The sequence below is a fragment of the Pseudocnuella soli genome (assembly GCF_004347775.1).
GTDB lineage: Bacteria > Bacteroidota > Bacteroidia > Chitinophagales > Chitinophagaceae > Flavisolibacter > Flavisolibacter aquaticus.
This window is the reverse complement of the sequence record NZ_CP037755.1, coordinates 1,917,333-1,941,739: the sequence shown is the minus strand read 5'-3', so window position 1 is coordinate 1,941,739 and position 24,407 is coordinate 1,917,333. Positions and strand designations below refer to the sequence as shown.

Here is a 24,407-nt window from a genome sequence, read left to right as displayed (position 1 = left end):
TTTTAAGTATGTAGTGTAGCATTCTTGCTTTTGATCTTCGTGCAACTTCCGGCCTTTATGTCTTTGTGGCTCCCAAAATTTAAGCACCAACTTTCGCCGCAATAGCCCGGGCAGCAATGGCGCCAGAACTCCAGGCATGTTGAAAGTTGAAACCGCCGGTGATGCCATCTACATCCAGCACTTCGCCGGCAAAATACACCCCCGGAAGCTTGCGGCTTTCCATCGTGTTGGCATCCACCTCCGAAAGATTGATGCCGCCAGCCGTTACAAATTCTTCTTTAAAGGTTGTTTTGCCCTGCACTTCCACTACGTAATCCACCAGTTGGCGAATAAGTGTGTTTTCGGCTTTTGCCGGCAGGTCGGCAAACCGCTGTTCTTCGGTTATGCCCGACTGTTGGAGCAGGAATTGAAAGAGCCTCGCCGGAAGTTTGGTGAAATTATGGTTGGCCACTTTTTTTGCCGGGTGTGCTTGGCGCATGTCCTGCATTTCGGCTTTCAGGGTTTGCTCGTTGTAACTGGGCATCCAGTTGAGGTGTGCTTTGAATTTATATTCTTTTTGCGCCAGCTCCCGTGCACCCCAGGCACTAAGGCGCAGCACTGCCGGGCCGCTCAAGCCCCAGTGGGTAATGAGCACGGGGCCTTCTTCGGATAGCTTACTGCCTTCAATTTTTACCCGCACCGGTTGCGCCGCCACGCCCATTAGTGCAGTGATGGGATGCTTGGTTAAATTAAACGTAAATAGCGATGGCACCGGCTCCGCAACGGTGTGCCCCAAGGTTTGCAGCCATTGAAACATGGCCGCTTTGGGATAGCCACCAGTGGCGATGCATACGTAGTTGGCGTTGAGGAGCTGGGAGTCGGCAGTGGTTAATTGAAAGCGGTCGCCTTCTTTAGAAATGCTTTTTACTTCGGTGCCGGTTTTAATGGTAACACCAAAACGGCGGGCATCCTGTAAAAGGCAATCGATGATGGTTTGGGAATCGTTGGTGATGGGAAACATGCGGCCGTCGTCTTCCCGCTTGATCTGCACACCCCGTTCGCGAAACCACTCGATGGTGTCGGCGGTGCCAAAATGATGGGCCGTTTTCTTGATAAAACTTTGTCCGCGTGGGTAACGCCTGCTTAACTCCGGCACTTCAAAAACCGCATGGGTTACATTGCAACGGCCGCCGCCCGACACTTTTACTTTCGATAACAGCTTGCCCGTTTTTTCGAGGATGGTCACATTTAAATTCGGCGCCAGCCGTGCCGCATTTACAGCGCAGAAAAAGCCGGCAGCACCACCGCCAATAACAATCAGCGTTGCTTCATTTGCACTTGTGGGCCGTCCGGAGTTGCTGCTATTTATATCAACATTCATTTGTGTGGGGATCGATGCTTTAGGATGCAAAGGTACTATCGCCAGTGTGCCCAATAGTAAACGAGCTGTTGAAGTGTGCGACGCAAGTAAAGTTCAAAAGAGGTACGAAAGCCGGCTACATAAAAAAGATTCCATCTCTTCTAGAGATGGAATCTTTATGAGCAACATCCGTTGTTGTTGGGTTGTCGGAAATTAGTAATCGGAAAAAAGGTTCGGGTTCTTTTTTTCGGCGGCTTCAATTGGCGCATAATTGCTCAGGATGTCGGCCTTGCCTTTGGCGATGCACACATCGTGTTCGAAATGCACGGACGGTTTTCCGTCTTTGGTGCGCACGGTCCAACCGTCGGCTTCGGTAAATACCTCGCGGGTGCCCAGGTTGATCATGGGTTCGATGGCCAGCACCATACCTTCCTTCAGTTTTGGGCCCGTGCCGCGGCGGCCGTAGTTGGGCACCTGTGGCTCCTCGTGCATCTGGCGGCCCAGGCCGTGGCCCACCAGCTCACGTACCACGCCGTAGCCGTGTTTGCGTTCGGTGTGGTCCTGGATGGCAAAGGCAATATCGCCTACGCGGCTGCCGGATATTGCCTTTTCAATGCCTTTGTACAACGATTCTTTGGTGATGCGCACCAGGTCGATGGTTTCCTTCGCCGGCTTGCCGATCATGAAAGTATAAGCATGATCGCCGTGAAAACCATTTTTATAAATGCCGATGTCCACCGAAATAATATCGCCTTCCTGCAGTTCGCGGCTATTGGGAAAACCGTGCACCACTACATCGTTTACCGAAATGCAAGAGTTGAACGGGTAACCGTGGTAATTCAGAAAAGAAGGCACACCGCCCTGGTCGGCAATGTAGGTGCCAATGAACTTGTCGATGGAACTGGTGTTCATACCGGGTTTCAGCATGGCAGCCACCTCGGAAAGCGTTTGGCTAACCAGCAGGGCGCTGTGCCGCATCAGTTCAATTTCTTCTTTGCTTTTTATGTGTATCATATCCGTGCTAAAGAAAAAAACCCGGTAAGCAAGGCTCACCAGGTTTTTAAAGCTATTGATGAATCAATTTAATAAGAAGCTTGTGTTACGGTTTGGCGGCCCTGGATGCGTCCGCTTTTCATCAGGCCGTCGTACTGGCGCATCAGCAACTGGGTCTCAATCTGCTGCAGCGTGTCCAAGATGACACCTACCATGATCAGCAGCGAAGTGCCACCGAAGAAGGTAGAGAAGTTGGCCGTTACACCCAGGCGTTGTGCAATACCCGGAAGGATACCCACTAAAGCCAGCAGGATGGCACCGGGCAGCGTGATCTTGTCCATTACAGCACCGATGTAATCAACCGTAGGCTGGCCGGGTTTTACACCTGGAATAAAACCGTTGTTTTGTTTCAGGTTGTCGGCAATTTGCTTGGGATTGAAAATAAGGGCTGTGTACAGGAAGGTAAAACCAATTACCACCACCGAGTAAATGACCATGTAGCCAATGTTGGCGTGATCGGTAAACATAGCGGCGATACCCTGACCGGTAGCGGTGCCGGTAAAGTTGAACAGGGTAGGCAGGAACAATACCGCCTGTGCAAAGATGATGGGCATTACACCGGCGCTGTTTACTTTGATGGGCAGGAACTGGCGGGCACCACCAAACTGGCGGTTACCAACAATCTGCTTGGCATAGTTTACCGGGATCTTGCGTACACCCTGCACCAGCAGGATACAGCCCATGATGATGGCAATAAGAATGGCGATCTCGATGATGAAGATGAGGATCTGACCGGTGCGAACAGATTTGTTGGTCAGTTCCTGCATAAAGCTTTGCGGCAGGCGGCCCAGGATACCCACCATGATGATGAGTGAGGTACCGTTACCCAAACCTTTATCGGTGATTTTCTCGCCCAGCCACATTACAAACAGCGTACCTGCAGTAAGCAGCAAAACGGTAGAAATCCAGAAATAAGATACATAGCCTTCGATGATGCCACCCGAAGAGGCGGTCATCTGGCGCAGGTAAGCAACGTAAGCCGAACCCTGAACAAGCGCCACACCTACAGTGAGGTAACGCGTCCACTGGTTGATTTTTTTACGGCCGCTTTCGCCTTCTTTCTGCAGCTTTTGGAACTGGGGTACCAGTACCGTCATCAACTGCATAAAGATAGAAGCCGAAATGTAGGGCATGATACCGAGGGCAAGGATCGAAGCCTGCGAAAAAGCGCCGCCGGCAAAAGTGTCGATCAGGCCAAGAATACCATTTTGAGCATTATTGAGGTTGAGCCTCGTAGGATCGATACCCGGAAGCACAATGTGTGTACCCAGCCGGTAAATGAATATCATGAGCAGTGTAAACAGAATCTTGCTGCGCAGTTCCTCGATGCTCCAGATATTCTTGAGGGTCTTAAACAGTTTCTTCACAAAAATAAGTAGCGTTTATGGTCTTCAATAGTGTATAAAAAAAGGTTTGCGATAATAAGACCAATTATCCTTTATAGCAAACCTTTTTTACCACAGTACCAAATAAGTTAAAAAGAAAATTTGAGGTGAGGCTTTTGGCCCGACCTCAAATTTACAGAAATTTACTTGATGATTTCTACGGTACCGCCAACACCTTCAATTGCCGACTGGGCTTTTGCAGACATGGCATTCACGCGGAAAGTAATTTTGGAAGTAAGCTCGCCATTGCCCAAAACCTTTACGCGGTCGGTTTGATTGATCAGACCGTTCATGTACAGGTTTTCGAGGCTGAATTCAGTGATGCCGTATTTCTCGGTCAGTTGCTGAATCTGGCCCAGGTTGAATACTTTGTATTCTACGCGGTTGAAGTTTTTAAAACCACGCTTGGGGACCCGGCGTTGGATGGGCATCTGGCCACCTTCGTGAGCCATTTTGCGCTGGTAGCCGGTGCGGCTTTGCTGGCCTTTGTTACCTTTTGTGGAGGTGCCACCTTTACCGGAAGCTTCACCACGGCCTAAACGTTTTTCCTTGTGTACGGCGCCCTTGGCAGGACGGAGATTGTGCAGTTTCATGCTTGTTGATTTTTACTTAACGGGGCTTTCTCCCCTCGCATTTTTAAAATGGCCATTCGGCCGCAAATAATGAGGCGCAAATGTAGGCCCTAAAGTTGAATAGCTAATTAGCTTTTCGGCTAATTAGCTATTTATTATGCCAGTTCTTCCACAGCCACCAGGTGCGATACTTTGCGTACCATACCCAGAATTTGCGGTGTAGCTTCTACTTCTTTTGTTGAGTTCATCTTTCCCAAACCCAGTGCTACCAGTGTATCTTTCTGGCGCTGCGGGCGGTCGATGGGGCTTTTCACCAAAGTGATCTTGATCTTTTTCATCGAAAAGAGGTTTAAGGTTTAAGGTCTAAGTCTAAAGCCGCAGGTTGCTTCCAACCTTGAACTTTGAACATTAAACTTTAAACTGATTATTATCCGTTGAATACCTTCTTCAAACCTACATTGCGTGTTTTGGCAATGTTGATGGGTTCGCGGAGCAGGGCCAGCGCTTCAAATGTAGCTTTAACCACGTTGTGCGGGTTGGCAGAGCCCAGCGATTTTGCCAGAACGTCGGTGATACCGGCGCTTTCCAACACGGCACGCATAGAGCCTCCGGCAATTACACCGGTACCAGCAGCTGCTGGTTTGATGAGCACTTTGGCAGCGCCCACTTTAGCCAGCTGGTCGTGCGGAACGGTTCCGTGCATTACGGGCACTTTGATCAGGTTTTTCTTGGCGTCTTCGATGCCTTTGGTGATGGCTTCCTGAACTTCTTTGGCTTTGCCCAGGCCATGACCTACTACACCGGCTTCGTTACCAACAACTACCAGTGCAGAGAAAGAAAAAGCGCGGCCGCCTTTGGTAGTTTTCACTACGCGGTTAATAGCAACAACCTTGTCTTTCAATTCGAGGTCGCCTGCCTTAACCCTGTTTAAATTAGCTTTTGCCATTTTGTATTACTTGGTAATTACGTTTGAGTTTACAGCTGCAAGCTTTTAGCTGCAAGCAACAAGTGAAAAACTTGCAGCTTGTGGCTGACGGCTTGTAGCCAAATTAGAATTGCAGTCCTCCTTCACGGGCACCGTCGGCTACAGCCTTCACGCGACCATGGTACAGGTTACCGCCCCGGTCAAATACCACTGTGGTAATGCCCAGTTCCAGAGCTTTACGGGCAATGGCAGCTCCAACGAGCTTGCTTTTCTCGGTTTTGGTGCCGGTTTGGCCAGCAAATTCTTTATTGCGCGAAGAAGCGGCCGCCAGGGTTACGCCATTCACGTCGTCGATCAGTTGAGCATAAATTTCGGCATTGCTGCGAAATACAGACAGGCGGGGCTTTTGCGCAGAACCCGCAATTTTCTTGCGGATGCGGTAGCGGATATTCTGCCTTCTGGTAGTTTTTGCGCTTGTTCTCATTATTGAAAATTTACCTTCACGATGCTGCCGTGAAGCGATTTAGATTTATAGTTGGAGATGATGGATGATGGATGATAGATGATGGTATGTTTAAAATACTGTCATCTATCATCTACCAACTGTCATCTATTACTTGCCTGCAGACTTACCTGCTTTCTTACGCACCACTTCGCCTTGGTAACGTACACCTTTTCCTTTGTATGGTTCAGGCTTACGCAGGCTGCGGATTTTGGCAGCTACCTGGCCAATCAGCTGGCGGTCGATGCCGGTCAGCGTGATCTCGGGGTTCTTACCTTTTTCCTGTGCGGTAGCTACTTTCAGTTCCGAAGGAATTTCGACAATGATGTTGTGCGAATAACCCAGGGAAAGATCGAGCAGGTTGCCGGTGTTAGCGGCTTTAAAACCTACACCCACCAGTTCCAGCTTGCGCTCAAAACCGTCGGTTACGCCTTTTACCACGTTGGCCAGCAAAGCGCGGCTAAGGCCGTGCAGCGAGCGGTGGCGGATCTGGTCGGTAGGACGGGATACTGTAAGTTCGCCGTTCTCCACCTTTACAGTGATATCGCGGTCGATCGCTTGTTTCAGCTCACCTTTAGGACCTTTTACAGTAACAACGTTGTCGTTGCCTACGGTAACGGTAACTCCGGCCGGAACCGTGATGGGAGCTTTACCTATACGAGACATAATGATTTACGATTTACGATTTACGAATGTTGATTCTTATCTCTCCGACCGGTCAGCCTGGTATAGGACCGGCTTAATGTATCGGAATTTTTTGAAGCTTGCGGCTAATAGCTTGTAGCTTCTTTTAATAGATGTAGCACAATACCTCGCCACCTACGTTCTGGGCTTTTGCTTCTTTATCGGTAAGCACGCCTTTAGAAGTAGACAGGATGGCCACGCCCAAACCGTTTTTCACACGACGGAAGTCGGCAGGCTTCGAGTACTGACGCAGACCCGGGCGGCTAACACGCTCCAGCGACTGGATAGCGGGTTGCTTGGTAGCTGGGTCATATTTCAAGGCGATCTTGATCAGGCCTTGTTTGTTGTCGTCCTCGAATTTGTATTTCAGAATATAACCCTGGTTGTACAGGATCTCGGTCATACGCTTTTTCAGGTTAGAGGCTGGAATTTCCACGATACGGTGGCCGGCCATTTGCGCATTACGGATTCTGGTCAGGAAATCTGCTATGGGATCTGTTACCATGTTATGAGCCCTCCTACATCCCGCGCGGAGCGGGATAATTGGATAAGTGTTTTTGAATGAGTTTTGTTTGTTGTCGTCAAACGTGAATAGTGAAACGTCAGTTTCCATTTCACGTTTGCCGTTTCACGTCAATTACCAGCTAGCTTTCTTCACGCCGGGAATCTTGCCGTTCAGAGCCATATCGCGCAGGGCTACACGGGAAATACCGAAGTAGCGCACATAACCGCGGGGACGGCCGGTCATCTGGCAACGGTTGTGCAGGCGCACCGAAGAAGAGTTCTTCGGAAGAGCGTCCAGCGCTTTGTAATCGCCTGCAGCTTTCAGTGCCTCACGCTTTTCTGCGTATTGGGCAACCATTCTTTCTCTTTTACGCTGCCTGGCCTTAATTGATTCTTTAGCCATAGTTGTGATGTATTATTTACTGATGTCTGATGTATTGATGTTGATGTTGGTTATTTCAGCACGCAAATATCAGACATCAGAAATTGATAATTTATTTCTTAACGTTTTTGAACGGCATACCCAGTTCTTTCAGCAGCTCGTAAGCTTCTTCATCGGTTTGGGCAGTGGTTACAAACGTAATATCCAGGCCGGTGATCTTGTTTACTTTGTCGATGTCGATCTCCGGGAAAATGATCTGCTCGGTAACACCCATGGTGTAGTTGCCACGGCCGTCGAACGATTTTTCGTTGATGCCTTTGAAGTCGCGTACACGGGGCAGTGCCACAGCGATCAGCCGATCCAGGAATTCGTACATTTTTACACCGCGCAGCGTAACACGTGCACCGATGGGCATGTTTTTACGCAGCTTAAAGTTGGAGATGTCTTTTTTAGACATGGTAGCCACGGCTTTCTGACCGCTGATGGTGGTCAGTTCTTCGATGGCGATATCTACCAGCTTTTTATCGGTTACGGCACCATTCACACCGCGGTTGATGGAGATCTTCTCCAGGCGGGGAACCTGCATGCTCGATTTATAGTTAAAGCGCTTTTGCAGTGCGGGCACTACTTCGGCTTTGTACTTGTCTTTTAATCTCGGAGTGTATGTTGCTGTTGCCATTACTTGATTGCCTCCCCGGATTTTTTAGATACACGAACTTTTTTACCTTCTACCACTTCACGTTTTACTTTGGTGGCTTGTTTGCCATCCCACAGCATTACGTTAGAGATTGCCATTGGCGCTTCTTTTTTCACAATGCCACCTTTGGTGTTTTGTGCAGAAGGCTTGGTGTGCTTGGTGATGATGTTGGCACCTTCAACCACCACTTTGGCTTCGTCTACCAGTACTTCCAGTACAGTGCGTGGTTTTTTCAGGTCTTTGTCATCGCCAGTGATAACAACCACCTGGTCTCCCTTGCGGATGTTGTACTTGGGTTTGAATCTTGTTTTCATTTTTGTTTACCCCCAAACTGCATTGCTGCGGTTTGATGTTTTGTGTTCCTGATACTGCCAGGAACTGGTTTACTGATTGAACTAATGTTCGTTGTGCTGAATCAATAAGGGACCGGGGTCCTTATCCTGGCCTTACAGTACTTCAGGCGCCAGGGAAATGATTTTCATGTAGCCTTTGTCGCGCAGCTCACGTGCAACCGGCCCGAAGATACGGGTACCGCGTGGCTCGTCGGCAGCGTTCAGGATTACTACCGCGTTGTCATCAAAACGGATGTACGATCCGTCTTTACGACGCAGCTTGTTGGTAGTGCGTACAATTACCGCTTTGGCTACGGTTCCTTTTTTAATGCCGCCTGCAGGGATAGCGTCCTTAACCGTTACAACGATCTTGTCGCCAACTCTTGCATAGCGCTGACCACTGTTACCCAGTACACGGATGCAGAGCACTTCTTTGGCGCCGCTGTTATCCGCTACATTCAGTCGGGATTCTTGCTGGATCATTTTTAATTGCTTTTAGCTTTTAGCTGTTTAGCATATAGCCAGCGCAGCTAAAAGAAGTTTATCATTCAAATTATCGGTTGGCCCCAGGCGGTGTGCCTGTGGCTGCACCAGTTATTTAACCTTCTCAACGATCTCCACCAGTCTCCAACGCTTGGTTTTGCTCAGCGGACGGGTTTCCATGATGCGCACTATGTCGCCGATTGAACATTCGTTCTTCTCGTCATGTGCGTGGAACTTCGTGGTCTTTTTTACGAATTTTCCGTAGATCGGGTGTTTTACTTTACGTTCTACCGCAACAGTGATAGACTTGGTCATCTTGTTGCTGGTAACCACGCCGATCCGGGTTTTTCTTAAATTCCTGCTTTCAGGAGTTTGAGTTGTTTCAGCCATTGTTATAAGCTTTGAGCTCTTAGCTACAAGCTACAAGCTAGGGGCTTGCAGCTGACAGCTTTCAGCTGTGTTATGCACTAAGTTGTTTCTTCTTCAATTCTGTTTTCAGGCGGGCCAGCTCGCGGCGCAGGTTGCGGATGCTCATGGGGTTCTCCAGCGGAGAAATGGCATGTGCAAACTCAAGCTTTTTCAAACGCAGTTCGTCTTCGGCAATGCGTGCCTTCAGGTCGTCTGCATTCAGCGACTGGATGCTTTTTTTGAAATCTATGGTCTTAGACATGAGTCTGATTTTTATCTATTGATGAGGTGCCGTTTGCCTTGCTGCTTATGCAGTTTCCAGGTCGCGGCGTTTTACAAACTTGCAGGCGATGGGCAGCTTGCCGGCAGCCAGTTTCAGGGCGCCCTGTGCTACTTCTTCGCTTACGCCATCAATTTCAAAAAGGATGCGGCCCGGTTTTACCACGGCAGCCCAGAACTCCAGGTTACCTTTACCTTTACCCATCCGCACTTCAAGCGGCTTGCGGGTAATGGGTTTGTCGGGGAAAATGCGGATCCATACGTTACCCTCACGTTTCATGTGGCGGGTAAGCGCCTGGCGGGCAGCCTCGATCTGGCGGTCGGTGATCCAATGGTTTTCAAGCGCCTTCAGGGCGTAAGAGCCAAAGGAAATGGTAGCACCCCGCTTGGCGTCGCCTTTCATGCGGCCTTTCTGCACTTTGCGGTGCTTTGTTCTTTTCGGCTGTAACATAATCGGTTTATTGTTTGTGGTTTGTGCTACCGGGTTTACCGAAACACAAACCGCTTTTCACATTGTTGTTTACTGATCAAACCAGGGCCTTGCGGCCGATGATTTAGCGACCACCACCGGGACGGCCACCACCACGGTTGCCACCACCACGGTTACCACCGCCGCCATCGCGACGATCGCGGCGATCAAAACCTCCACGGTCACCGTCACGACGGTCACCACGGCGATCGCTGATGCCACCACCTTTCTCGCTAACGAGGTTGGGGTTAAGGTCGCGCTTAGCCAGTACTTCACCTTTACAGATCCATACTTTGATACCGATTTTACCATAAACGGTTTGTGCAAACACGTTGGCATAATCGATGTCCATACGGAAAGTGTGCAGGGGCACACGGCCTTGCATGAACTTTTCGCTACGGGCAATTTCAGCACCGCCCAAACGGCCGCTCAGCTGCACTTTGATGCCTTCGGCACCCATGCGCAATGCAGATGCAATCGCCATTTTGGTGGCACGCTTGAAGTTGATGCGGTTTTCGATCTGGCGGGCAATGGTGTCGCCTACGATCATGGCATCTACTTCCGGGCGACGGATCTCCAGGATGTTGATCTGAACGTCTTCTTTGCCAGTGAGTTTTTTCAACTCTTCTTTTACGCGGTCTACCTCGCCACCACCTTTACCGATGATGATACCGGGCTTTGATGTGTGGATGGTAACGATCAGTTTACCCAGTGTGCGCTCAATAACAATTTTAGCGATACCGCCTTTATTGATACGGGCATTCAGGTAAGTCCTGATTTTGTTATCCTCGATCAGCTTGGTAGAAAAGTCTTTCTTATTGCCATACCAGTTAGACTCCCAACCGCGGATAATTCCTAACCTGTTACCAATAGGATTTGCTTTTTGACCCATGTTTATTGGTTATACTTTGAATAGTTTAGATTAAGCTTTTGCGTCTACAATCACTGTTACGTGGTTGCTTCTTTTGCGAACGCGGTAGCCACGGCCTTGTGGTGCAGGGCGCATACGCTTGAGGGTACGGGCACCGTCCACAAAAATGGTTTTTACGACCAACTGGCCTTCATCACCGCCTTCGTTTTTCTGCTTCCAGTTGGAAATGGCGCTGAGCACCAGTTTGCGCAGGGGAACTGCGGGGTGCTTTGCGTTGTGCTCCAACACGGCCAGGGCCTTTTCTACCTGCATACCGCGGATGAGGTCGGCAAGCAAGCGCATTTTGCGCGGTGATGTTGGATAGTTTCTAAGTTTAGCTATTGCTTCCATCTTATTTAAGTTTCTAGCTGTTAGCTATTAGCTATTAGCTAACAGCTTGCAGCTTATTATTTATCCTTTTTTAGCAGCGTGTCCTTTGAAGTTGCGGGTGGGTGCAAATTCGCCCAGTTTGTGCCCTACCATAAATTCGGTAACGTACACGGGGATGAACTTGTTTCCGTTGTGCACCGCAAAAGTGTGTCCTACGAAGTCAGGCGTGATGGTAGAACGGCGGCTCCAGGTTTTGATGACGCCTTTCTTTGATTTGCCATCGTTCATGGCCACCACTTTGTCTTCGAGGTGGGCTGCAACGTAAGGGCCTTTTTTAATCGAACGAGCCATGAGTTATTTACGATTTACGTTTGTTTGAAGAAGGTTTTATTTCGCCAGTTTGCTTCCGTTCTTACGCTGGATGATCAGCTTATCGCTGCCTTTGCCCTTGGTGCGGGTCTTCAGACCACGGGAGTACATACCAGTTCTGCTGCGAGGCTGACCACCAGAGGCGCGGCCTTCACCACCACCCATTGGGTGATCTACAGGGTTCATGGCTACACCACGGTTGCGGGGCTTGATGCCTTTCCAACGGTTGCGGCCGGCTTTACCTTTGCTTTCCAGGCTGTGGTCGCTGTTAGAAGCTACACCTACAGTGGCAAAGCAATTGATGAGCACCTTGCGCAGTTCGCCGCTAGGCATTTTCAGCACGGCGTATTTTTCTTCTTTGTTCGAAAGCTGGGCAGATGCGCCGGCGCTGCGGGCAATCTTTCCACCCTGGCCGGGCTGCATTTCGATGTTGTGCACTACAGTACCAAGGGGCATGTTTTTCAGCAGCAGAGCGTTGCCCAGTTCTGGAGCTACCGCGTCGCCGCTGATTACTTTGGCACCCACCTGCAAACCTTGTGGTGCGATGATATAACGCTTCTCACCATCGGTATAATTCAGCAGGGCGATGAATGCCGAACGGTTTGGATCGTATTCGATTGTGGCTACAGTTGCCGGGATATTTTTCTTGTCGCGTTTGAAATCGACGATACGGTACATTTTCTTGTGTCCGCCACCGATGTAACGCATGGCACGACGGCCCGAAGAGTTACGGCCACCGGATCCTTTGTTGAACTCCACCAGCGACTTCTCAGGTACGTTGGTAGTGATTTCTGCGTACGCATTGCCGATTCTCCAACGAGTACCGGCAGTCATGGGTTTAAATTTTCTTAATGCCATTGTTGTGCAATGTTTGCGGTCTTGCCGACCATTCTGGGTTTGTGTCTGATGCTTGTTTTTTTATCTGGTAAAACAACAAGCATCAGCTATTTAAATCTGGGTGTACAGGTCGATGGTTTCGCCTTCGGCTACAGTAACCATTGCTTTTTTGTAAGCAGGCTTTTGGCCTTGTACAAAACCTTTCTTGGTGTAGCGGGTTTTGTTTTTGCCAGGCACCACCGAAGTGTTCACGTCAATTACGTTTACCCCATAAAACTGCTCTACAGCGGTTTTAATTTCCAGCTTGTTGGCCTTGCGGGCTACTTTAAAAGCATAGCGGCGGAGGCTGTCCTGCTGCTTGTTTGCTTTTTCAGTGAGGATGGGCTTTATCAGTACTTCAGAAGTTCTCATCTGAATAAGTTTGAGATTTTGATGATTAGCTAAATACCTTACGCGGCTGTTTCTTCTTCAGCACTTGCAAAAATCTTTGCAGCGCTTTCGGTCAGTACCAGCACTTCCGAGTTTACGATATCGTAAGTGTTCATGTCGCTCAGTTGCACACCCAGGATCGAGGGCACGTTGCGCAGGCTGCGGTATACGTTATCGTTATAATCAGGCGACACGAGCATCAGCTTTTTATCGCCCACTTTAATGCTGTTCAAAATGCCCACCAGTTGCTTGGTCTTTGGCGTTTCGAAATTCAGGTCTTCCACTACTACGATGGCATTTTCCTTAGCCTTGTGTGCCAGAGCCGACATTTTAGCCAGGTCTTTTACTTTGCGGTTCAGTTTAATGCTGTAGTTGCGGGGCTGAGGGCCATGTACAGTACCACCACCTTTGTACAAAGGGTTGCGGATGTTGCCTTTACGCGATCCACCGGTACCTTTTTGGCGGTGCAGTTTGCGGCTGGCGCCCTGTACTTCGGAGCGGCCTTTTGTTTTGTGGGTTCCCTGGCGCTGTGCAGCGAGGTATTGCTTTACAGCAAGGTAAATCACGTGGTTGTTCGGCTCAATGCCGAAGATCTCTTCAGGAAGTTCAACAGTTCTGCCTGTTTCTTGTCCTTGTATGTTTAATACGGCTACTTGCATGATTACTTCTGGATTAAAACGATTGAACCATTGTGGCCCGGAACGGATCCACTTACCAAGATGAAGTTCTTCTCAGGGAAGATTTTTACGATCTTCAGGCCTTTCACCTTCACGCGATCGTTGCCCATACGGCCGGCCATGCGCATTCCTTTGAATACACGGCTGGGGTACGACGAACCACCGATAGAACCGGGGGCACGCTGACGGTCGTGCTGACCATGTGAACCTTCACCAACGCCAGAAAATCCATGACGCTTTACAACGCCCTGGAAGCCTTTGCCTTTGGTAGTGCCCACAACATCAACTTTCTCGCCTTCGGCGAAAATGTCGACGGTAATGGTGTCGCCAATATTTTGTTCCTGATAGAAGTTGCGAAACTCTTTTACGAATTTCTTGGCCGAAGTGTTGGCCTTTACGAAGTGATTAGCTTCGGCTTTCAGCGTGTGGCTTTGTTTTTTGTCGCCAAAACCAATTTGGAGTGCGCTGTAGCCGTCTGTTTCCTGCGTTTTAACCTGAGTAACTACGCAAGGACCAGCTTCAATGATTGTGCAGGCAGTTTGTTTGCCGCTGGGATCGAAAACGCTGGTCATCCCGATTTTCTTGCCAATGATACCTTTCATTTTCTTACTGGGTTTTCCCCCGCAAGGTTGTACAAGACATCACGCCGGGCAGCGTGATTCAATCCTGGTTTATCACCGACCTTTTCTTTTGGTTGCTGCGGCTGCAGCATTCAGAAGTACCGGCGACAAACAAACCTCGAAGGGCTTGTTTATATGTGAATGCGGGTTTTACAATTCCAGAAAAAGCTCTGGCTGCTCGTCCGCGTTATTTACTTGTTCAGCGCTCTTTTCTCCTGCCGGGGCAGGGTTGAGAGATGAAAGAAATAGAATAAGAACTTTCACATCCGGGATTGACCCCGGATTTAATGCTGATCGCTGCTGTTATGCTTTGATCTCTACTTCTACACCCGATGGCAGGTCCAGTTTGGACAGCGCATCTACAGTGCGGGAAGAAGAAGTGTAAATGTCCAGCAGGCGCTTGTGTGTGGCCAACTGAAACTGTTCGCGGCTCTTTTTGTTCACGTGCGGCGAACGCAATACGGTAAAGATCTTTTTACGCGTAGGCAGGGGAATAGGACCTGTTACTACGGCGCCGGTGCTACGCACGGTCTTTACAATTTTTTCTGCTGATTTATCAACCAGGCTGTGGTCGTAAGACTGTAATTTAATGCGGATTCTCTGTGACATAGGTCCAACCCATTTTTTCCAATGGGAGTGCAAAGGTAACGGACAAAGAGATAACTGGCAAAAGTTTGTGGTATTATTTTTTACGGCGCCACAGATTTGTAGCCCGTTTTGGGCAATATTTTGGTTTTCTTTCGGAAAAAAGGCTGTTTTCCATGATGATAGAAAAGGCACTCTATGATTTTCGCCAGATGCCGGCCGTTTTCTATTTCTTTGCTGGCCCGTATGCATCCACCTACTCCCCCACCCCTTTCCGATGAACAGGTACCGGTAAAAAAGAAAGATTCGCCGCTGGTGAAAGGGCTGAAGCTTTTGCTCAAGGTCGTCATCACTGTTGTGTGCTTCTGGTACATCAGCACCAAGGTAAACTGGCAACAGGCCTTTGCCGCTTTGCAAAAAGCCCATGTTGGCTATTTGTTGCTGGCGGTTTTACTGTACCTCCTAAGCAAGGTACTTTCCTCCTTCCGGCTCAACATTTATTTCCGCAATGCGGGTTTGCAGCTTTCGGAACTAGTAAACGGCAAATTGTATTGGATGGGTATGTTTTACAACCTGTTTTTGCCCGGCGCCATTAGCGGCGATGCATATAAGGTGATCTTGCTGAACAGGAGATACGGCGCCTCGTATAAGAAAATGAGCGCTGCGGTGCTGCTCGACCGGTTTAGTGGCCTGCTGGCCTTGGGCGTGCTGCTGGCCATTTATGCGTTTATGGTGATGCCAGGTGTATGGTGGGATGTGTTGTTCATCGGTGGAGCGTTGGCCGGCATTGCAGGTCTGTACCTCATCATCAAATTTTTTTTCCGAGATTTTTTGCCCGGCTTTTGGGCTACCTTTTTTTGGGGCCTGGCGGTGCAGGCGGTGCAGGTGGTTTGCCTTTATGCCTTGCTTTTTGCCATTGGCCAGCCGCTCCTGCCGGAATGGATCTTTATTTCGCTGGTGGCAACAGTGGTGGCTGTGCTGCCCCTGTCGTTAGGCGGTGGTTTAGGCACCCGCGAGTTGGTTTTTGCCGAAGGCGCTACCTATTTTGGACTTGACCCTGCGCTAGCGGTGGTGATCAGCCTGCTGTTTTATTTCTGTAACCTGGTTACTTCGGTGTGGGGGGTGTATTATACTTTCCGTGATCCGTTGGAGGAATAGCGCCTATTGTAGCCCTCGGTTCGGCATTGTTTAGGCGCCAGCAGCGTCCGTCATTGCGAGGCGCAGCAGCCATTTGTTGGTAAACGGCATTGGTGCGCCGAAGCAATCTCCTGCTTCTCATTTAAATTTTGTTGCTTTTGAAATTGGGAGTGAGATTTTGCCGGAGATTGCTTCGGCGCCAAATAGACTGCAAGTTGGAGGACATTCAAGCGCCTCGCAATGACGAAAGCACTGCAAAACAAAAAACCCCGCACTTGGCGGGGTTTCTATAGGAGAAAAACTAAAGCTTCAATTAGTCGGCGCTTACTTTGCCTTTGCTCTTGGCAATTACCTCTTCGGCAATACCGTTTGGCGCTGGCGCATAATGCGAGAACTCCATGGTAGACGATGCACGGCCAGAAGACAGTGAACGCAGTTGGGTTACATAACCAAACATTTCGCTCAGCGGCACTTTAGCCTTGATCACCTGCACACCGGCACGGGTGTCCATACCTTCCATCATACCACGACGACGGTTCAAGTCACCGGTTACATCACCCATGTATTGGTCTGGGGTCAGTACTTCTACTTTCATGATGGGCTCCAGCAACACCGGCTTGGCTTTGCGTGCAGCTTCACGGAAGCCGGATTTAGCACACAATTCAAACGACATGGCGTCGGAGTCAACTGCGTGGAACGAACCGTCAAATACGCGAACCTTCAGGTTGTCTACAGGGTAAGAAGCCAGCACACCTGTGGTCATTGCCTGCTCAAAACCTTTCTGGATGGCCGGAACAAATTCACGGGGAATTGATCCACCAAACAGGTCGTTTACAAACTGGTAGTTCTTGTCGGGATTTGCTTCTTTCCAATCAGCATCAACAGGGCCAAGTGCAAACTGGATATCGGCAAATTTACCACGACCACCGGTTTGCTTTTTCAGCACTTCGCGGTGTTCAACAGTGTTGGTAAATGCTTCTTTATAAGCAACCTGGGGAGCACCCTGGTTTACTTCAACTTTAAACTCGCGGCGCATACGGTCAACGATGATCTCCAGGTGCAGTTCGCCCATGCCTGAAAGGATGGTCTGGCCGGTATCTTCGTCGGTTTTTACCCGCAGCGTAGGATCTTCTTCCACCAGTTTGGAAATGGCTAAACCCATTTTGTCAACGTCAGCCTGAGTCTTAGGCTCAACGGCTACAGAGATTACCGGCTCTGGAATAAACATGTTTTCCAGCGTAATCGGATGATCTTCGTGGCAAAGGGTGTCACCGGTTTTGATTTCCTTGAAACCAACCGCTGCACCAATATCACCGGCTTCAATGAAGTCGATGGGGTTTTGTTTGTTGGCAAACATCTTCATGATCCGGCTGATCCGCTCTTTTTTGCCGCTGCGTACGTTCAGTACATAGCTGCCTGCATCGAGGTGACCAGAATAAACCCGGAAGAATGCCAGACGGCCGACAAACGGATCGGTCATGATTTTGAATGCCAGGGCCGCAAAGGGCTCTTTTGCACTGGGCTTACGCTCCAGTTCCTCGCCGGTGTTGGGATCGGTACCTTTAACGGCTTCGATGTCCATTGGCGAAGGCAGGTAACGACAAACGGCATCCAGTGCAGTTTGTACACCCTTATTTTTGAACGAAGAACCACACATCATCGGAACAATGCTCAGATCGATGGTAGCCTTACGGATTGCTTCGTGAATTTCACCTTCGGTGATGGTGTCCGGATTGTCGAAGAATTTCTCCATCAGCTTGTCGTCGTACTCGGCAACAGCTTCCACCAGGTTAGCACGCCATTCATTGGCCTCATCCACCATATCAGCTGGGATGTCAATTTCATCGAAGGTCATGCCTTCGGTTTCCATGTGCCAGATGATACCTTTCATCTTGATCAGATCCACCACGCCTTTGAACCCGTCTTCAGCGCCGATGGGCAGCTGCAGGGGAACGGCTTTGGAACCCAGCATTTCACGCACCTGCTTCACTACATTGAGGAAGTCGGCACCTGAGCGGTCCATTTTGTTTACAAAACCAATGCGGGGAACGTTGTAGCGGTTGGCCTGGCGCCAAACAGTTTCCGATTGCGGCTCAACACCGTCAACCGCCGAAAACAGGGCGATCAAACCATCCAATACCCGCATGGAGCGCTCTACTTCTACAGTAAAGTCCACGTGACCGGGAGTATCGATGATGTTGAAAGAATACTTTTGGGTACTGGCATCGGCCTTACCTTTTACGGTGGGGAAGTTCCACTGGCAGCTTACAGCAGCCGAGGTAATGGTGATACCCCGCTCTTTCTCCTGCTCCATCCAGTCGGTGGTAGCAGCGCCATCGTGTACTTCACCGATCTTGTGGATCATACCGGTGTAGCGCAAAATGCGCTCAGTTGTGGTGGTTTTGCCAGCGTCGATGTGCGCCGCAATACCAAAGTTTCTTTGAAATTTTAAGTCTGCCATGATGATTTAGTTGAATAGAATCGGTTCTTCCCCACCACTCCAATGCGGCCATTTGACCCCACCCGGTGCGGTTTGGCCCAACCCTGCCGACCAGCCTAATTTTAGGGCGGCAAAATTTGAGGCTGCAAAGGTAAGGAAAAGGGCCACAATTGGCCGTTTCAAATATTCATTGTTTGTTAAATGGGAACCGCTGCCCGTTGAGGCCGCCGCAAGTGGTGTTGAACGAGTCCTTTCCGACAAAAAAGAAATGGTTGGTGCTACAATTTCTGCGGTGCGACAAAGCATGTGATTTCGATGTAAAAATCGCGGCAGATTTTATAAAAAACGCACACCTATTTCAATGAAAAATTTTCGTTTTATCACAAGCACATTTACACAAAAAATGGAAAACTAGTTTTTCTGAATTAATGGTGTTCGATCAATCTTTGACGCAAAAACAGAAGCATCAATAAACAAATTTCGGTTATACAAGACTACAGTTATACACAATTGTGCATAACCCGCACATACTGCTGCTGTTGGTGCGCACAATTTTTGCAATTCGTTCGATCAATAAGTAATTTGGTTTCAAATTGCTTCTTTATTAACCCACACTTAAAACCCATTAATTATGGCAACTTCGAAATCAACTAAGAGTGCCGCAAAAAAATCAACTGGCAGCAAGGCCGCTACCAAAGCTTCATCGAAAGGTGCAGCCGGTAAATCAGCAGGCCGCAGCGGTGCAGCTTCCAAAGGTGCTGCTAAAAAAACAGCAGCCAAAGGTAGCCGTGCTACTGCCAGCAAATCAACAGGCCGCGGAGCCAGCAGCAAAACCACATCCAGAAGCGGAAGCGCCAGCAAAAGCGCAGCCGGTGGTCGCACAGCTTCCAAGGCAGCAGGCCGCAGCACTGCATCTAAAGCAGGTGGCAAAACCGCCGCTAAAGGCGCTGCTAAAAAAACAGCATCAAAGGGCGGAAGAACTGCAGGTAAAGCAACCAGCAAAACCGCATCGAAAGGTGCAGGAAAAACGGCAACGAAAGGTGGTGGTAAAACAGCAGCAAAAGGTGCCGCGAAAAAGACCGCATCAAAAGGTGGCAGAACCGGCAGCAAAGTAGCAAGTAAAACTTCTGCAAAAGGTGCAGGCAAAACCGCATCGAAAGGAGCTGGTAAAACTGCTGCGAAAGGTGCCGCAAAAAAAGCAGCATCGAAAGGCGCAGGTAAAACCGCTGCTAAAGGTGGTGCACGCATGGCTGGAAAAGCAGCTTCGAAAGGAGCCGCTAAAACTGCAGGAAAAGCTGCTGCTAAAAAAACAGCATCAAAAGCTACATCGAAAGGAGCTGGTAAAACTGCTGCGAAAGGTGCCGCAAAAAAAGCAGCATCGAAAGGCGCAGGCAAAACCGCTGCTAAAGGTGGTGCACGCATGGCTGGAAAAGCTACCAGCAAAACCGCATCGAAAGGCGGCAGCAAAGTAGCGGCTAAAGCAGCCAGCAAAGGCGGTGCAACACGCGGTGGTTCCAGTGCTACCCGCTCGGGTGGTGGTGCCAACCGTGGCAGCGCAGCCGCAAAAGGCGGTGCCCGCAGCAAGCAGGCCAGCGCTGGCAAAAGCGTTAACGGTAGCCGCACTTCAAGCAAGCGCAGCTCGGCAAACAGCGGCAGCGCAAACGGCGGACAAATGAACGATGCCGAAGCAACACGCACAGAAAATACGGGCGGACTGGAAACCACGATGATGGATACCAGCACCGATACCGGTCTCGGATCTGCAGATGCTGCTGATGACACTACTACAGGCACTTCTAGCGATGGTGACTTTGGTGGTGGCGCAACAGAAGGCACCGATCACAGCGCCTGATTGCTTACCTGATAACTGAATAGACAAAGCCGCTTCTTTCGAAGCGGCTTTTTTTAGCTGTGATGTATGAGTTAAGAGTTGACAGTTGGCAGTTCAGAGTTGAAAGTTGGGAGTCGGGAGTAGTTGATTTATTCGATAAAATACTATTGCATGCTTTTATAAAAAAATCACTTAATCGTTTGCATTTACCCAAAACAAAAAACCACTGCCTGGAAAGGCAATGGTTTCAAAAGTTCTATGCTAACTATCAAGTTATACGCGGAAGTGAGCAAAAGCCTTGTTGGCTTCGGCCATGCGGTGGGTGTCTTCTTTCTTTTTGTAAGCAGCACCTTCGCCTTTGCTTGCAGCTACGATTTCGGCAGCCAGTTTGTCGGCCATGCTGCGTCCGTTGCGTTCGCGGCTGTAACGCACCAGCCATTTGATGCTGAGGGAGATCTTACGATCGGCACGTACTTCAGAAGGAATCTGGAAAGTAGCACCACCAATACGGCGGCTGCGTACTTCTACGGCAGGCGTTACATTTTGCAATGCACGCTTCCAAATTTCATAACCGTCTTCACCGGTTGTTTTCGCTACTTTATCAACGGCGTTGTAAAAGATATCGAAAGCGACACTTTTCTTGCCTTCCCACATGATGTTGTTTACAAAGCGGGTTACCAGTTTGTCGTTATAACGAGGGTCTGGCGCCAGCGGGAGTTTCTTAGCTTGTGACTTACGCATGTTTTTAAAAGTTCGATCAGAGGTTCTCAGGCGCTGTGCTGAGCTGCTTGACCGGGTTTAATGTTTTCAATCTAATCCGTCATCCGCGGAATCATCCGCGCAATCCGTGATTATTATTTTTTCTTAGCGGGTGCTTTAGCACCGCCTTTGTCTTTTTTGGTACCGTACTTCGAGCGGCTTTGCTTGCGGTCTTTTACACCAGCAGTATCCAAAGAACCGCGTACAATGTGGTAACGTACACCTGGCAAGTCTTTTACACGACCACCGCGGATCAGCACAATTGAGTGCTCTTGCAGGTTGTGTCCTTCACCGGGGATGTAGGCAATTACCTCAATTTTGTTGGTCAAACGCACCTTGGCCACTTTGCGCAGGGCAGAGTTAGGCTTCTTAGGGGTAGTAGTGTACACACGGGTACAAACACCGCGGCGCTGAGGGCATGCATCCAGTGCTCTGGATTTGCTTTTTGCCCGGATGATCTCTCTTCCTTTACGTACTAATTGCTGTATAGTAGGCATTACGAACCTTTTGTTTTTGGGACGGCAAAGGTAATGGCCTGAATGTGAATAACCAAAAAACAAAATCCTCTTTTGGCTATTTTATTCACATTTACGCCCATTCGGGCCCTTTTTTGCCACGGTGCAGTCCCGTTTTTTTAAAAAAAATAAAATTGAACCAACCGGCTTACACGGCTACAAGCCAGTTGTAGCGGTCTTCGCTCCTGCCGTAACGGATGTCGTCGAGCAGGCGCTTGGCCTCGGGCATTACCTGCCAGGCGGCAACGTCGAAGGTCATTACAAAATCTTTGTAGCGCAGCTCTTTAATGGGCGAAACCGTGGCCGCCGTGCCGGTGCCGAACACTTCTTTCAGCTCGCCAGCCTTGTAAGCTTCCATCAATTCATCAATGGAAATTGGACGCTCTTCGATCTCCAATCCCATTTCTTTTAAAATGGTAAGCACACTCATACGGGTAACGCCGTTGAGGATGGTGCCCGCTTCCAGATCGGGGGTAACGGCTTTGTTCCCAAGAATAAAAACCACGTTCATGGTACCGATTTCCTGCACATATTTATGCTCGTAGGCATCGGTCCACAACACTTGGTCGTAGCCTTTTTCTTTGGCAATATGTGTGGCCAGCATCGATGCGCCATAGTTGCCTGCAGCTTTTGCATAACCAATACCGCCTTTTACGGCACGTACATATTGCTCTTCTACGTAAATGCGCATCGGCGTTCCGTAGTACGGGCCGGTGGGGCTCAGGATCACCAGGAACTTATATTTTTCCGAAGGACGAACGCCAATGGCTTCATCACTGGAAAACATAAATGGGCGGATATACAGTGAGTGGTCGGGCAGCGAAGGGATCCAGGCACGCTCCAGGTCAATCAGTTGGCGGATGCCTTCAACAAAAATATCTTCGGGCACAGCCGGCATCATCATGCGTTCGGCCGAAATGTTGAAGCGCTTGAAATTATCCTGCAGGCGAAACACAACGGCATTGCCGGCTTCGTCTTTGTACGCTTTGATGCCTTCAAAAATAGCCTGGCCGTAATGCAGCGCAGCCACCGACGGATCGAGGCTCAGCGGGGCATATGGGCGAATATTGACATTGCTCCAGGTGCCGTTGTCGTAGTCGGCCTCGAGCATATAATCGGTAAACACTTTTCCGAAAGGAATATTTTCCAGCGTCAGGCCTTCCAGTTTGCTATGGGCAGCCTTTGTAACCGGAATATCCATAGTGGCAGTCATAATGTGATTATTTTAGCAGCGCAATGTACCTAAAACCGCCTAAAAACCGGTCATAAAATTGTACTATGAGCCTGAACGACCTAAGCCTGAACCCGCACCTGCTTACCCAATTATACCCACACTCGCTGCTGGAAACAGAGGAACAGGCTGCACCTGCAAAGAGAAACACACCTATTGCACCAACACAACCAGCGGAAGAAAAAATTGAAATGCCACCGGTTGCGCAGGTAGCAGCAACACCGCCTGTTGCAGAAACAGCAGCTCAAGCTCCGCCAAAAACACCCGCCCCTGTACCACCACCTGTTGTAGCCGAACAACCTGTTGCTTATGGCAATACGCCATCACTAGGCGGCAATAGGAAAGGCGTGTTGATCTTGGTAAAAAATGACACGGTTCCCTTTTTACCCGATGCGGACCTTGAATTTCTTTCGGCTATTTTAAGCGCCTGCCGCCTGAGCATAGCAGACGTAGCCATTGTTAACCTGCATCATTATCCGCAACCGTACACAGCGCTGCTGGAGCAATTCACGGCCAGGCAGGTATTGCTGATGGGTGTAACGCCACAGGAAGTGGATCTGCCTTTTCACTTCCCGCACTTTCAACTGCAGCCTTTTGACAGCCGCACTTATTTATCGGCCTATCCCCTGCGCCAAATGGCACAGGACCGTTCGCTGAAAATGCAGCTCTGGGGCTGTTTGAAACAGTTGTTTGGCGTGTAGGGAGGCGTTGGTAGTTGAAAGTTGATAGTTGAGAGTCGGGAGCATTCCCCTTGCTCGTCTTGTTGTTTTACTAATTGATTTTACCACCAAGCATTCCACAACATCGACCCGTCATTGCGATGCGCCGCCGATGCTTTGACGTCATAGCTTCGTAGTGCGCCGAAGCAATCTCCTTTTATTTAAACCACAATTCGGTCTTGTTTTTTACAAACAAAAATGGCAAAAAGATGAAGGCACATCTTGATCAAGGAGATTGCTTCGGCGCACCAAGTAACATCAATATACCAAGCCACTACAGCGCCTCGCAATGACGGAAGCGCGACTCACCACTTATTTGCAAACACCTTCCAGGTGCAAACTAACAACAGCAATCAACTGTCAACTATCAACCACCAACTACTAACTCTCAACTCCCAACTCCCGCCCACTAACTATCTTCGCGTATGCTCATTTTTGCTACCAATAATGAAAACAAGGCCAGGGAAGTGCAGGCCATTTTGCCGGCAGGCATAAAGGTATCAACGCTGAAGGAAGCTGGTATAGACCAGGACATTCCCGAGCCGTACGATACGCTGGAAGAAAATGCGCTGGAAAAAGCGCGGGTTATTCATCGCCTCACGGGCAATAATTGTTTCAGTGAAGACACCGGCCTGGAAGTGGAAGCGCTGGATGGTGCGCCGGGTGTGCACAGTGCCCGTTATGCCGGTGAGCACCGGTCGAACGAAGCCAATATAGCCCTGCTGCTGCACAACCTGGAAGGCAAAACAGCCCGCAGGGCACGCTTCCGCACGGTGGTGGCGCTTATCTGGAATAACGAGGAGCACTTGTTTGAAGGCGTGTGCACCGGGCACATTGCATTTGCCCCCACCGGCAGCGGCGGATTTGGCTACGACCCAATATTTATCCCGGAAGGCAGCGACCGCAGTTTTGGCGAAATGACCATGGAAGAAAAAAGCCGGTACAGCCACCGCAAAAAAGCTGTGGCCCAGCTGGTAGCATTTTTGAATCAGGTATCATAAAGC

At 49.5% G+C, this 24,407-nt stretch carries 33 protein-coding genes; 4 read left to right on the top strand and 29 right to left on the bottom strand.

All coding sequences use genetic code 11. From position 1 onward, the window contains the following. Window positions 1-79: 79 nt before the first annotated feature. The 24 genes from EPD17_RS08160 to rpsJ form a co-directional block, all read right to left on the bottom strand. Window positions 80-1,360 carry a BaiN/RdsA family NAD(P)/FAD-dependent oxidoreductase gene (locus tag EPD17_RS08160; RefSeq protein WP_132053299.1) on the bottom strand — a complete coding sequence of 427 codons (1,281 nt, stop codon included), beginning with the start codon at window positions 1,358-1,360 and terminating at the stop codon, window positions 80-82. A gap of 192 nt (window positions 1,361-1,552) precedes the next feature. Beyond that, entirely contained in the window at window positions 1,553-2,353 is an 801-nt protein-coding gene (map, locus tag EPD17_RS08155; RefSeq protein WP_132053297.1) for a type I methionyl aminopeptidase, read from the bottom strand. A gap of 68 nt (window positions 2,354-2,421) precedes the next feature. Next, window positions 2,422-3,759 (bottom strand): preprotein translocase subunit SecY, encoded by a 1,338-nt coding sequence (secY, locus tag EPD17_RS08150; protein ID WP_114235180.1) that lies wholly within the window; start codon window positions 3,757-3,759, stop codon window positions 2,422-2,424. 161 nt (window positions 3,760-3,920) lie between these two features. After that, on the bottom strand, window positions 3,921-4,370 hold the full coding sequence (gene rplO / locus EPD17_RS08145) for a 50S ribosomal protein L15 (RefSeq protein ID WP_114235181.1): 450 nt from the start codon (window positions 4,368-4,370) through the stop codon (window positions 3,921-3,923). Window positions 4,371-4,504: 134 nt separating this feature from the next. Next, entirely contained in the window at window positions 4,505-4,687 is a 183-nt protein-coding gene (rpmD, locus tag EPD17_RS08140; RefSeq protein WP_114235182.1) for a 50S ribosomal protein L30, read from the bottom strand. An 89-nt stretch (window positions 4,688-4,776) separates the two neighbouring features. Continuing rightward, a complete protein-coding gene (gene rpsE, locus EPD17_RS08135; protein ID WP_114235183.1) occupies window positions 4,777-5,295 on the bottom strand; it encodes a 30S ribosomal protein S5 in 519 nt (172 codons plus the stop codon). 103 nt (window positions 5,296-5,398) lie between these two features. Continuing rightward, complete coding sequence (gene rplR, locus EPD17_RS08130; RefSeq protein ID WP_132053295.1) at window positions 5,399-5,758, bottom strand: 50S ribosomal protein L18; 360 nt, start codon at window positions 5,756-5,758, stop codon at window positions 5,399-5,401. A gap of 129 nt (window positions 5,759-5,887) precedes the next feature. Next, window positions 5,888-6,442, bottom strand: a complete 555-nt coding sequence (gene rplF, locus EPD17_RS08125; protein WP_114235185.1) for a 50S ribosomal protein L6 — start codon at window positions 6,440-6,442, stop codon at window positions 5,888-5,890. Between the two features lie 124 nt (window positions 6,443-6,566). Then, window positions 6,567-6,965: a 30S ribosomal protein S8 gene (gene rpsH, locus EPD17_RS08120; RefSeq protein WP_114235186.1), complete on the bottom strand. Its 399-nt coding sequence runs from the start codon at window positions 6,963-6,965 to the stop codon at window positions 6,567-6,569. A 132-nt stretch (window positions 6,966-7,097) separates the two neighbouring features. Next, window positions 7,098-7,322 (bottom strand): 30S ribosomal protein S14, encoded by a 225-nt coding sequence (rpsN, locus tag EPD17_RS08115; protein ID WP_449421221.1) that lies wholly within the window; start codon window positions 7,320-7,322, stop codon window positions 7,098-7,100. 136 nt (window positions 7,323-7,458) lie between these two features. Next, window positions 7,459-8,025 carry a 50S ribosomal protein L5 gene (gene rplE, locus EPD17_RS08110; protein WP_114235188.1) on the bottom strand — a complete coding sequence of 189 codons (567 nt, stop codon included), beginning with the start codon at window positions 8,023-8,025 and terminating at the stop codon, window positions 7,459-7,461. Then, window positions 8,025-8,357 carry a 50S ribosomal protein L24 gene (gene rplX / locus EPD17_RS08105; protein WP_114235189.1) on the bottom strand — a complete coding sequence of 111 codons (333 nt, stop codon included), beginning with the start codon at window positions 8,355-8,357 and terminating at the stop codon, window positions 8,025-8,027. The genes rplE and rplX overlap by 1 nt, the downstream gene beginning before the upstream one ends. A 132-nt stretch (window positions 8,358-8,489) precedes the next feature. Next, window positions 8,490-8,858: a 50S ribosomal protein L14 gene (gene rplN / locus EPD17_RS08100; RefSeq protein ID WP_066402486.1), complete on the bottom strand. Its 369-nt coding sequence runs from the start codon at window positions 8,856-8,858 to the stop codon at window positions 8,490-8,492. Window positions 8,859-8,969: 111 nt separating this feature from the next. Beyond that, complete coding sequence (rpsQ, locus tag EPD17_RS08095; RefSeq protein WP_114235190.1) at window positions 8,970-9,248, bottom strand: 30S ribosomal protein S17; 279 nt, start codon at window positions 9,246-9,248, stop codon at window positions 8,970-8,972. Window positions 9,249-9,318: 70 nt separating this feature from the next. Further along, complete coding sequence (rpmC, locus tag EPD17_RS08090) at window positions 9,319-9,528, bottom strand: 50S ribosomal protein L29 (RefSeq protein WP_132053293.1); 210 nt, start codon at window positions 9,526-9,528, stop codon at window positions 9,319-9,321. A gap of 45 nt (window positions 9,529-9,573) precedes the next feature. Further along, entirely contained in the window at window positions 9,574-9,996 is a 423-nt protein-coding gene (gene rplP / locus EPD17_RS08085; RefSeq protein WP_114235192.1) for a 50S ribosomal protein L16, read from the bottom strand. A 103-nt stretch (window positions 9,997-10,099) separates the two neighbouring features. Further along, window positions 10,100-10,906 (bottom strand): 30S ribosomal protein S3, encoded by an 807-nt coding sequence (gene rpsC / locus EPD17_RS08080; RefSeq protein ID WP_114235193.1) that lies wholly within the window; start codon window positions 10,904-10,906, stop codon window positions 10,100-10,102. A 30-nt stretch (window positions 10,907-10,936) separates the two neighbouring features. Beyond that, window positions 10,937-11,227 carry a 50S ribosomal protein L22 gene (rplV, locus tag EPD17_RS08075; protein WP_240040775.1) on the bottom strand — a complete coding sequence of 97 codons (291 nt, stop codon included), beginning with the start codon at window positions 11,225-11,227 and terminating at the stop codon, window positions 10,937-10,939. A 108-nt stretch (window positions 11,228-11,335) separates the two neighbouring features. Continuing rightward, window positions 11,336-11,605 carry a 30S ribosomal protein S19 gene (rpsS, locus tag EPD17_RS08070; RefSeq protein ID WP_114235195.1) on the bottom strand — a complete coding sequence of 90 codons (270 nt, stop codon included), beginning with the start codon at window positions 11,603-11,605 and terminating at the stop codon, window positions 11,336-11,338. A 36-nt stretch (window positions 11,606-11,641) separates the two neighbouring features. Further along, window positions 11,642-12,457 (bottom strand): 50S ribosomal protein L2, encoded by an 816-nt coding sequence (gene rplB / locus EPD17_RS08065; protein ID WP_449421220.1) that lies wholly within the window; start codon window positions 12,455-12,457, stop codon window positions 11,642-11,644. A gap of 114 nt (window positions 12,458-12,571) precedes the next feature. Further along, on the bottom strand, window positions 12,572-12,871 hold the full coding sequence (gene rplW / locus EPD17_RS08060; protein WP_114235197.1) for a 50S ribosomal protein L23: 300 nt from the start codon (window positions 12,869-12,871) through the stop codon (window positions 12,572-12,574). 38 nt (window positions 12,872-12,909) lie between these two features. Beyond that, window positions 12,910-13,548: a 50S ribosomal protein L4 gene (rplD, locus tag EPD17_RS08055; protein ID WP_114235198.1), complete on the bottom strand. Its 639-nt coding sequence runs from the start codon at window positions 13,546-13,548 to the stop codon at window positions 12,910-12,912. Window positions 13,549-13,550: 2 nt separating this feature from the next. Beyond that, on the bottom strand, window positions 13,551-14,168 hold the full coding sequence (gene rplC / locus EPD17_RS08050) for a 50S ribosomal protein L3 (RefSeq protein ID WP_114235199.1): 618 nt from the start codon (window positions 14,166-14,168) through the stop codon (window positions 13,551-13,553). A gap of 321 nt (window positions 14,169-14,489) precedes the next feature. Further along, entirely contained in the window at window positions 14,490-14,795 is a 306-nt protein-coding gene (rpsJ, locus tag EPD17_RS08045; protein ID WP_114235200.1) for a 30S ribosomal protein S10, read from the bottom strand. Window positions 14,796-14,969: 174 nt separating this feature from the next. Between rpsJ and EPD17_RS08040 the strand changes: the two genes are divergently transcribed. Further along, window positions 14,970-15,929, top strand: coding sequence for a lysylphosphatidylglycerol synthase transmembrane domain-containing protein (locus EPD17_RS08040; RefSeq protein WP_132053289.1), 960 nt, complete (start codon window positions 14,970-14,972; stop codon window positions 15,927-15,929). Between the two features lie 292 nt (window positions 15,930-16,221). On the opposite strand, the gene fusA is transcribed toward EPD17_RS08040, so the two are convergent. After that, the gene (gene fusA, locus EPD17_RS08035) at window positions 16,222-18,369 is read right to left on the bottom strand and encodes an elongation factor G (RefSeq protein ID WP_204743362.1); all 2,148 of its coding nucleotides are present in this window, start codon (window positions 18,367-18,369) and stop codon (window positions 16,222-16,224) included. Window positions 18,370-18,963: 594 nt separating this feature from the next. Beyond that, window positions 18,964-19,770 carry a hypothetical protein gene (locus tag EPD17_RS19945; protein ID WP_165929562.1) on the bottom strand — a complete coding sequence of 269 codons (807 nt, stop codon included), beginning with the start codon at window positions 19,768-19,770 and terminating at the stop codon, window positions 18,964-18,966. Here EPD17_RS19945 and EPD17_RS08025 point away from each other — a divergent pair. Then, complete coding sequence (locus EPD17_RS08025) at window positions 19,769-20,200, top strand: hypothetical protein (RefSeq protein ID WP_132053285.1); 432 nt, start codon at window positions 19,769-19,771, stop codon at window positions 20,198-20,200. The genes EPD17_RS19945 and EPD17_RS08025 overlap by 2 nt on opposite strands. A gap of 252 nt (window positions 20,201-20,452) precedes the next feature. On the opposite strand, the gene rpsG is transcribed toward EPD17_RS08025, so the two are convergent. From rpsG to EPD17_RS08010, 3 genes are all read right to left on the bottom strand, one after another. Continuing rightward, window positions 20,453-20,920 carry a 30S ribosomal protein S7 gene (gene rpsG, locus EPD17_RS08020; RefSeq protein WP_114235205.1) on the bottom strand — a complete coding sequence of 156 codons (468 nt, stop codon included), beginning with the start codon at window positions 20,918-20,920 and terminating at the stop codon, window positions 20,453-20,455. 113 nt (window positions 20,921-21,033) lie between these two features. Then, window positions 21,034-21,435: a 30S ribosomal protein S12 gene (gene rpsL, locus EPD17_RS08015; RefSeq protein WP_114235206.1), complete on the bottom strand. Its 402-nt coding sequence runs from the start codon at window positions 21,433-21,435 to the stop codon at window positions 21,034-21,036. 166 nt (window positions 21,436-21,601) lie between these two features. Further along, window positions 21,602-22,666, bottom strand: coding sequence for a branched-chain amino acid aminotransferase (locus tag EPD17_RS08010; RefSeq protein WP_132053283.1), 1,065 nt, complete (start codon window positions 22,664-22,666; stop codon window positions 21,602-21,604). Window positions 22,667-22,731: 65 nt separating this feature from the next. Here EPD17_RS08010 and EPD17_RS08005 point away from each other — a divergent pair, with 65 nt between their 5' ends. Next, on the top strand, window positions 22,732-23,385 hold the full coding sequence (locus tag EPD17_RS08005; protein ID WP_132053281.1) for a hypothetical protein: 654 nt from the start codon (window positions 22,732-22,734) through the stop codon (window positions 23,383-23,385). A 443-nt stretch (window positions 23,386-23,828) separates the two neighbouring features. Next, window positions 23,829-24,404 carry an RdgB/HAM1 family non-canonical purine NTP pyrophosphatase gene (gene rdgB / locus EPD17_RS08000; protein WP_132053279.1) on the top strand — a complete coding sequence of 192 codons (576 nt, stop codon included), beginning with the start codon at window positions 23,829-23,831 and terminating at the stop codon, window positions 24,402-24,404. Window positions 24,405-24,407: the final 3 nt, after the last annotated feature.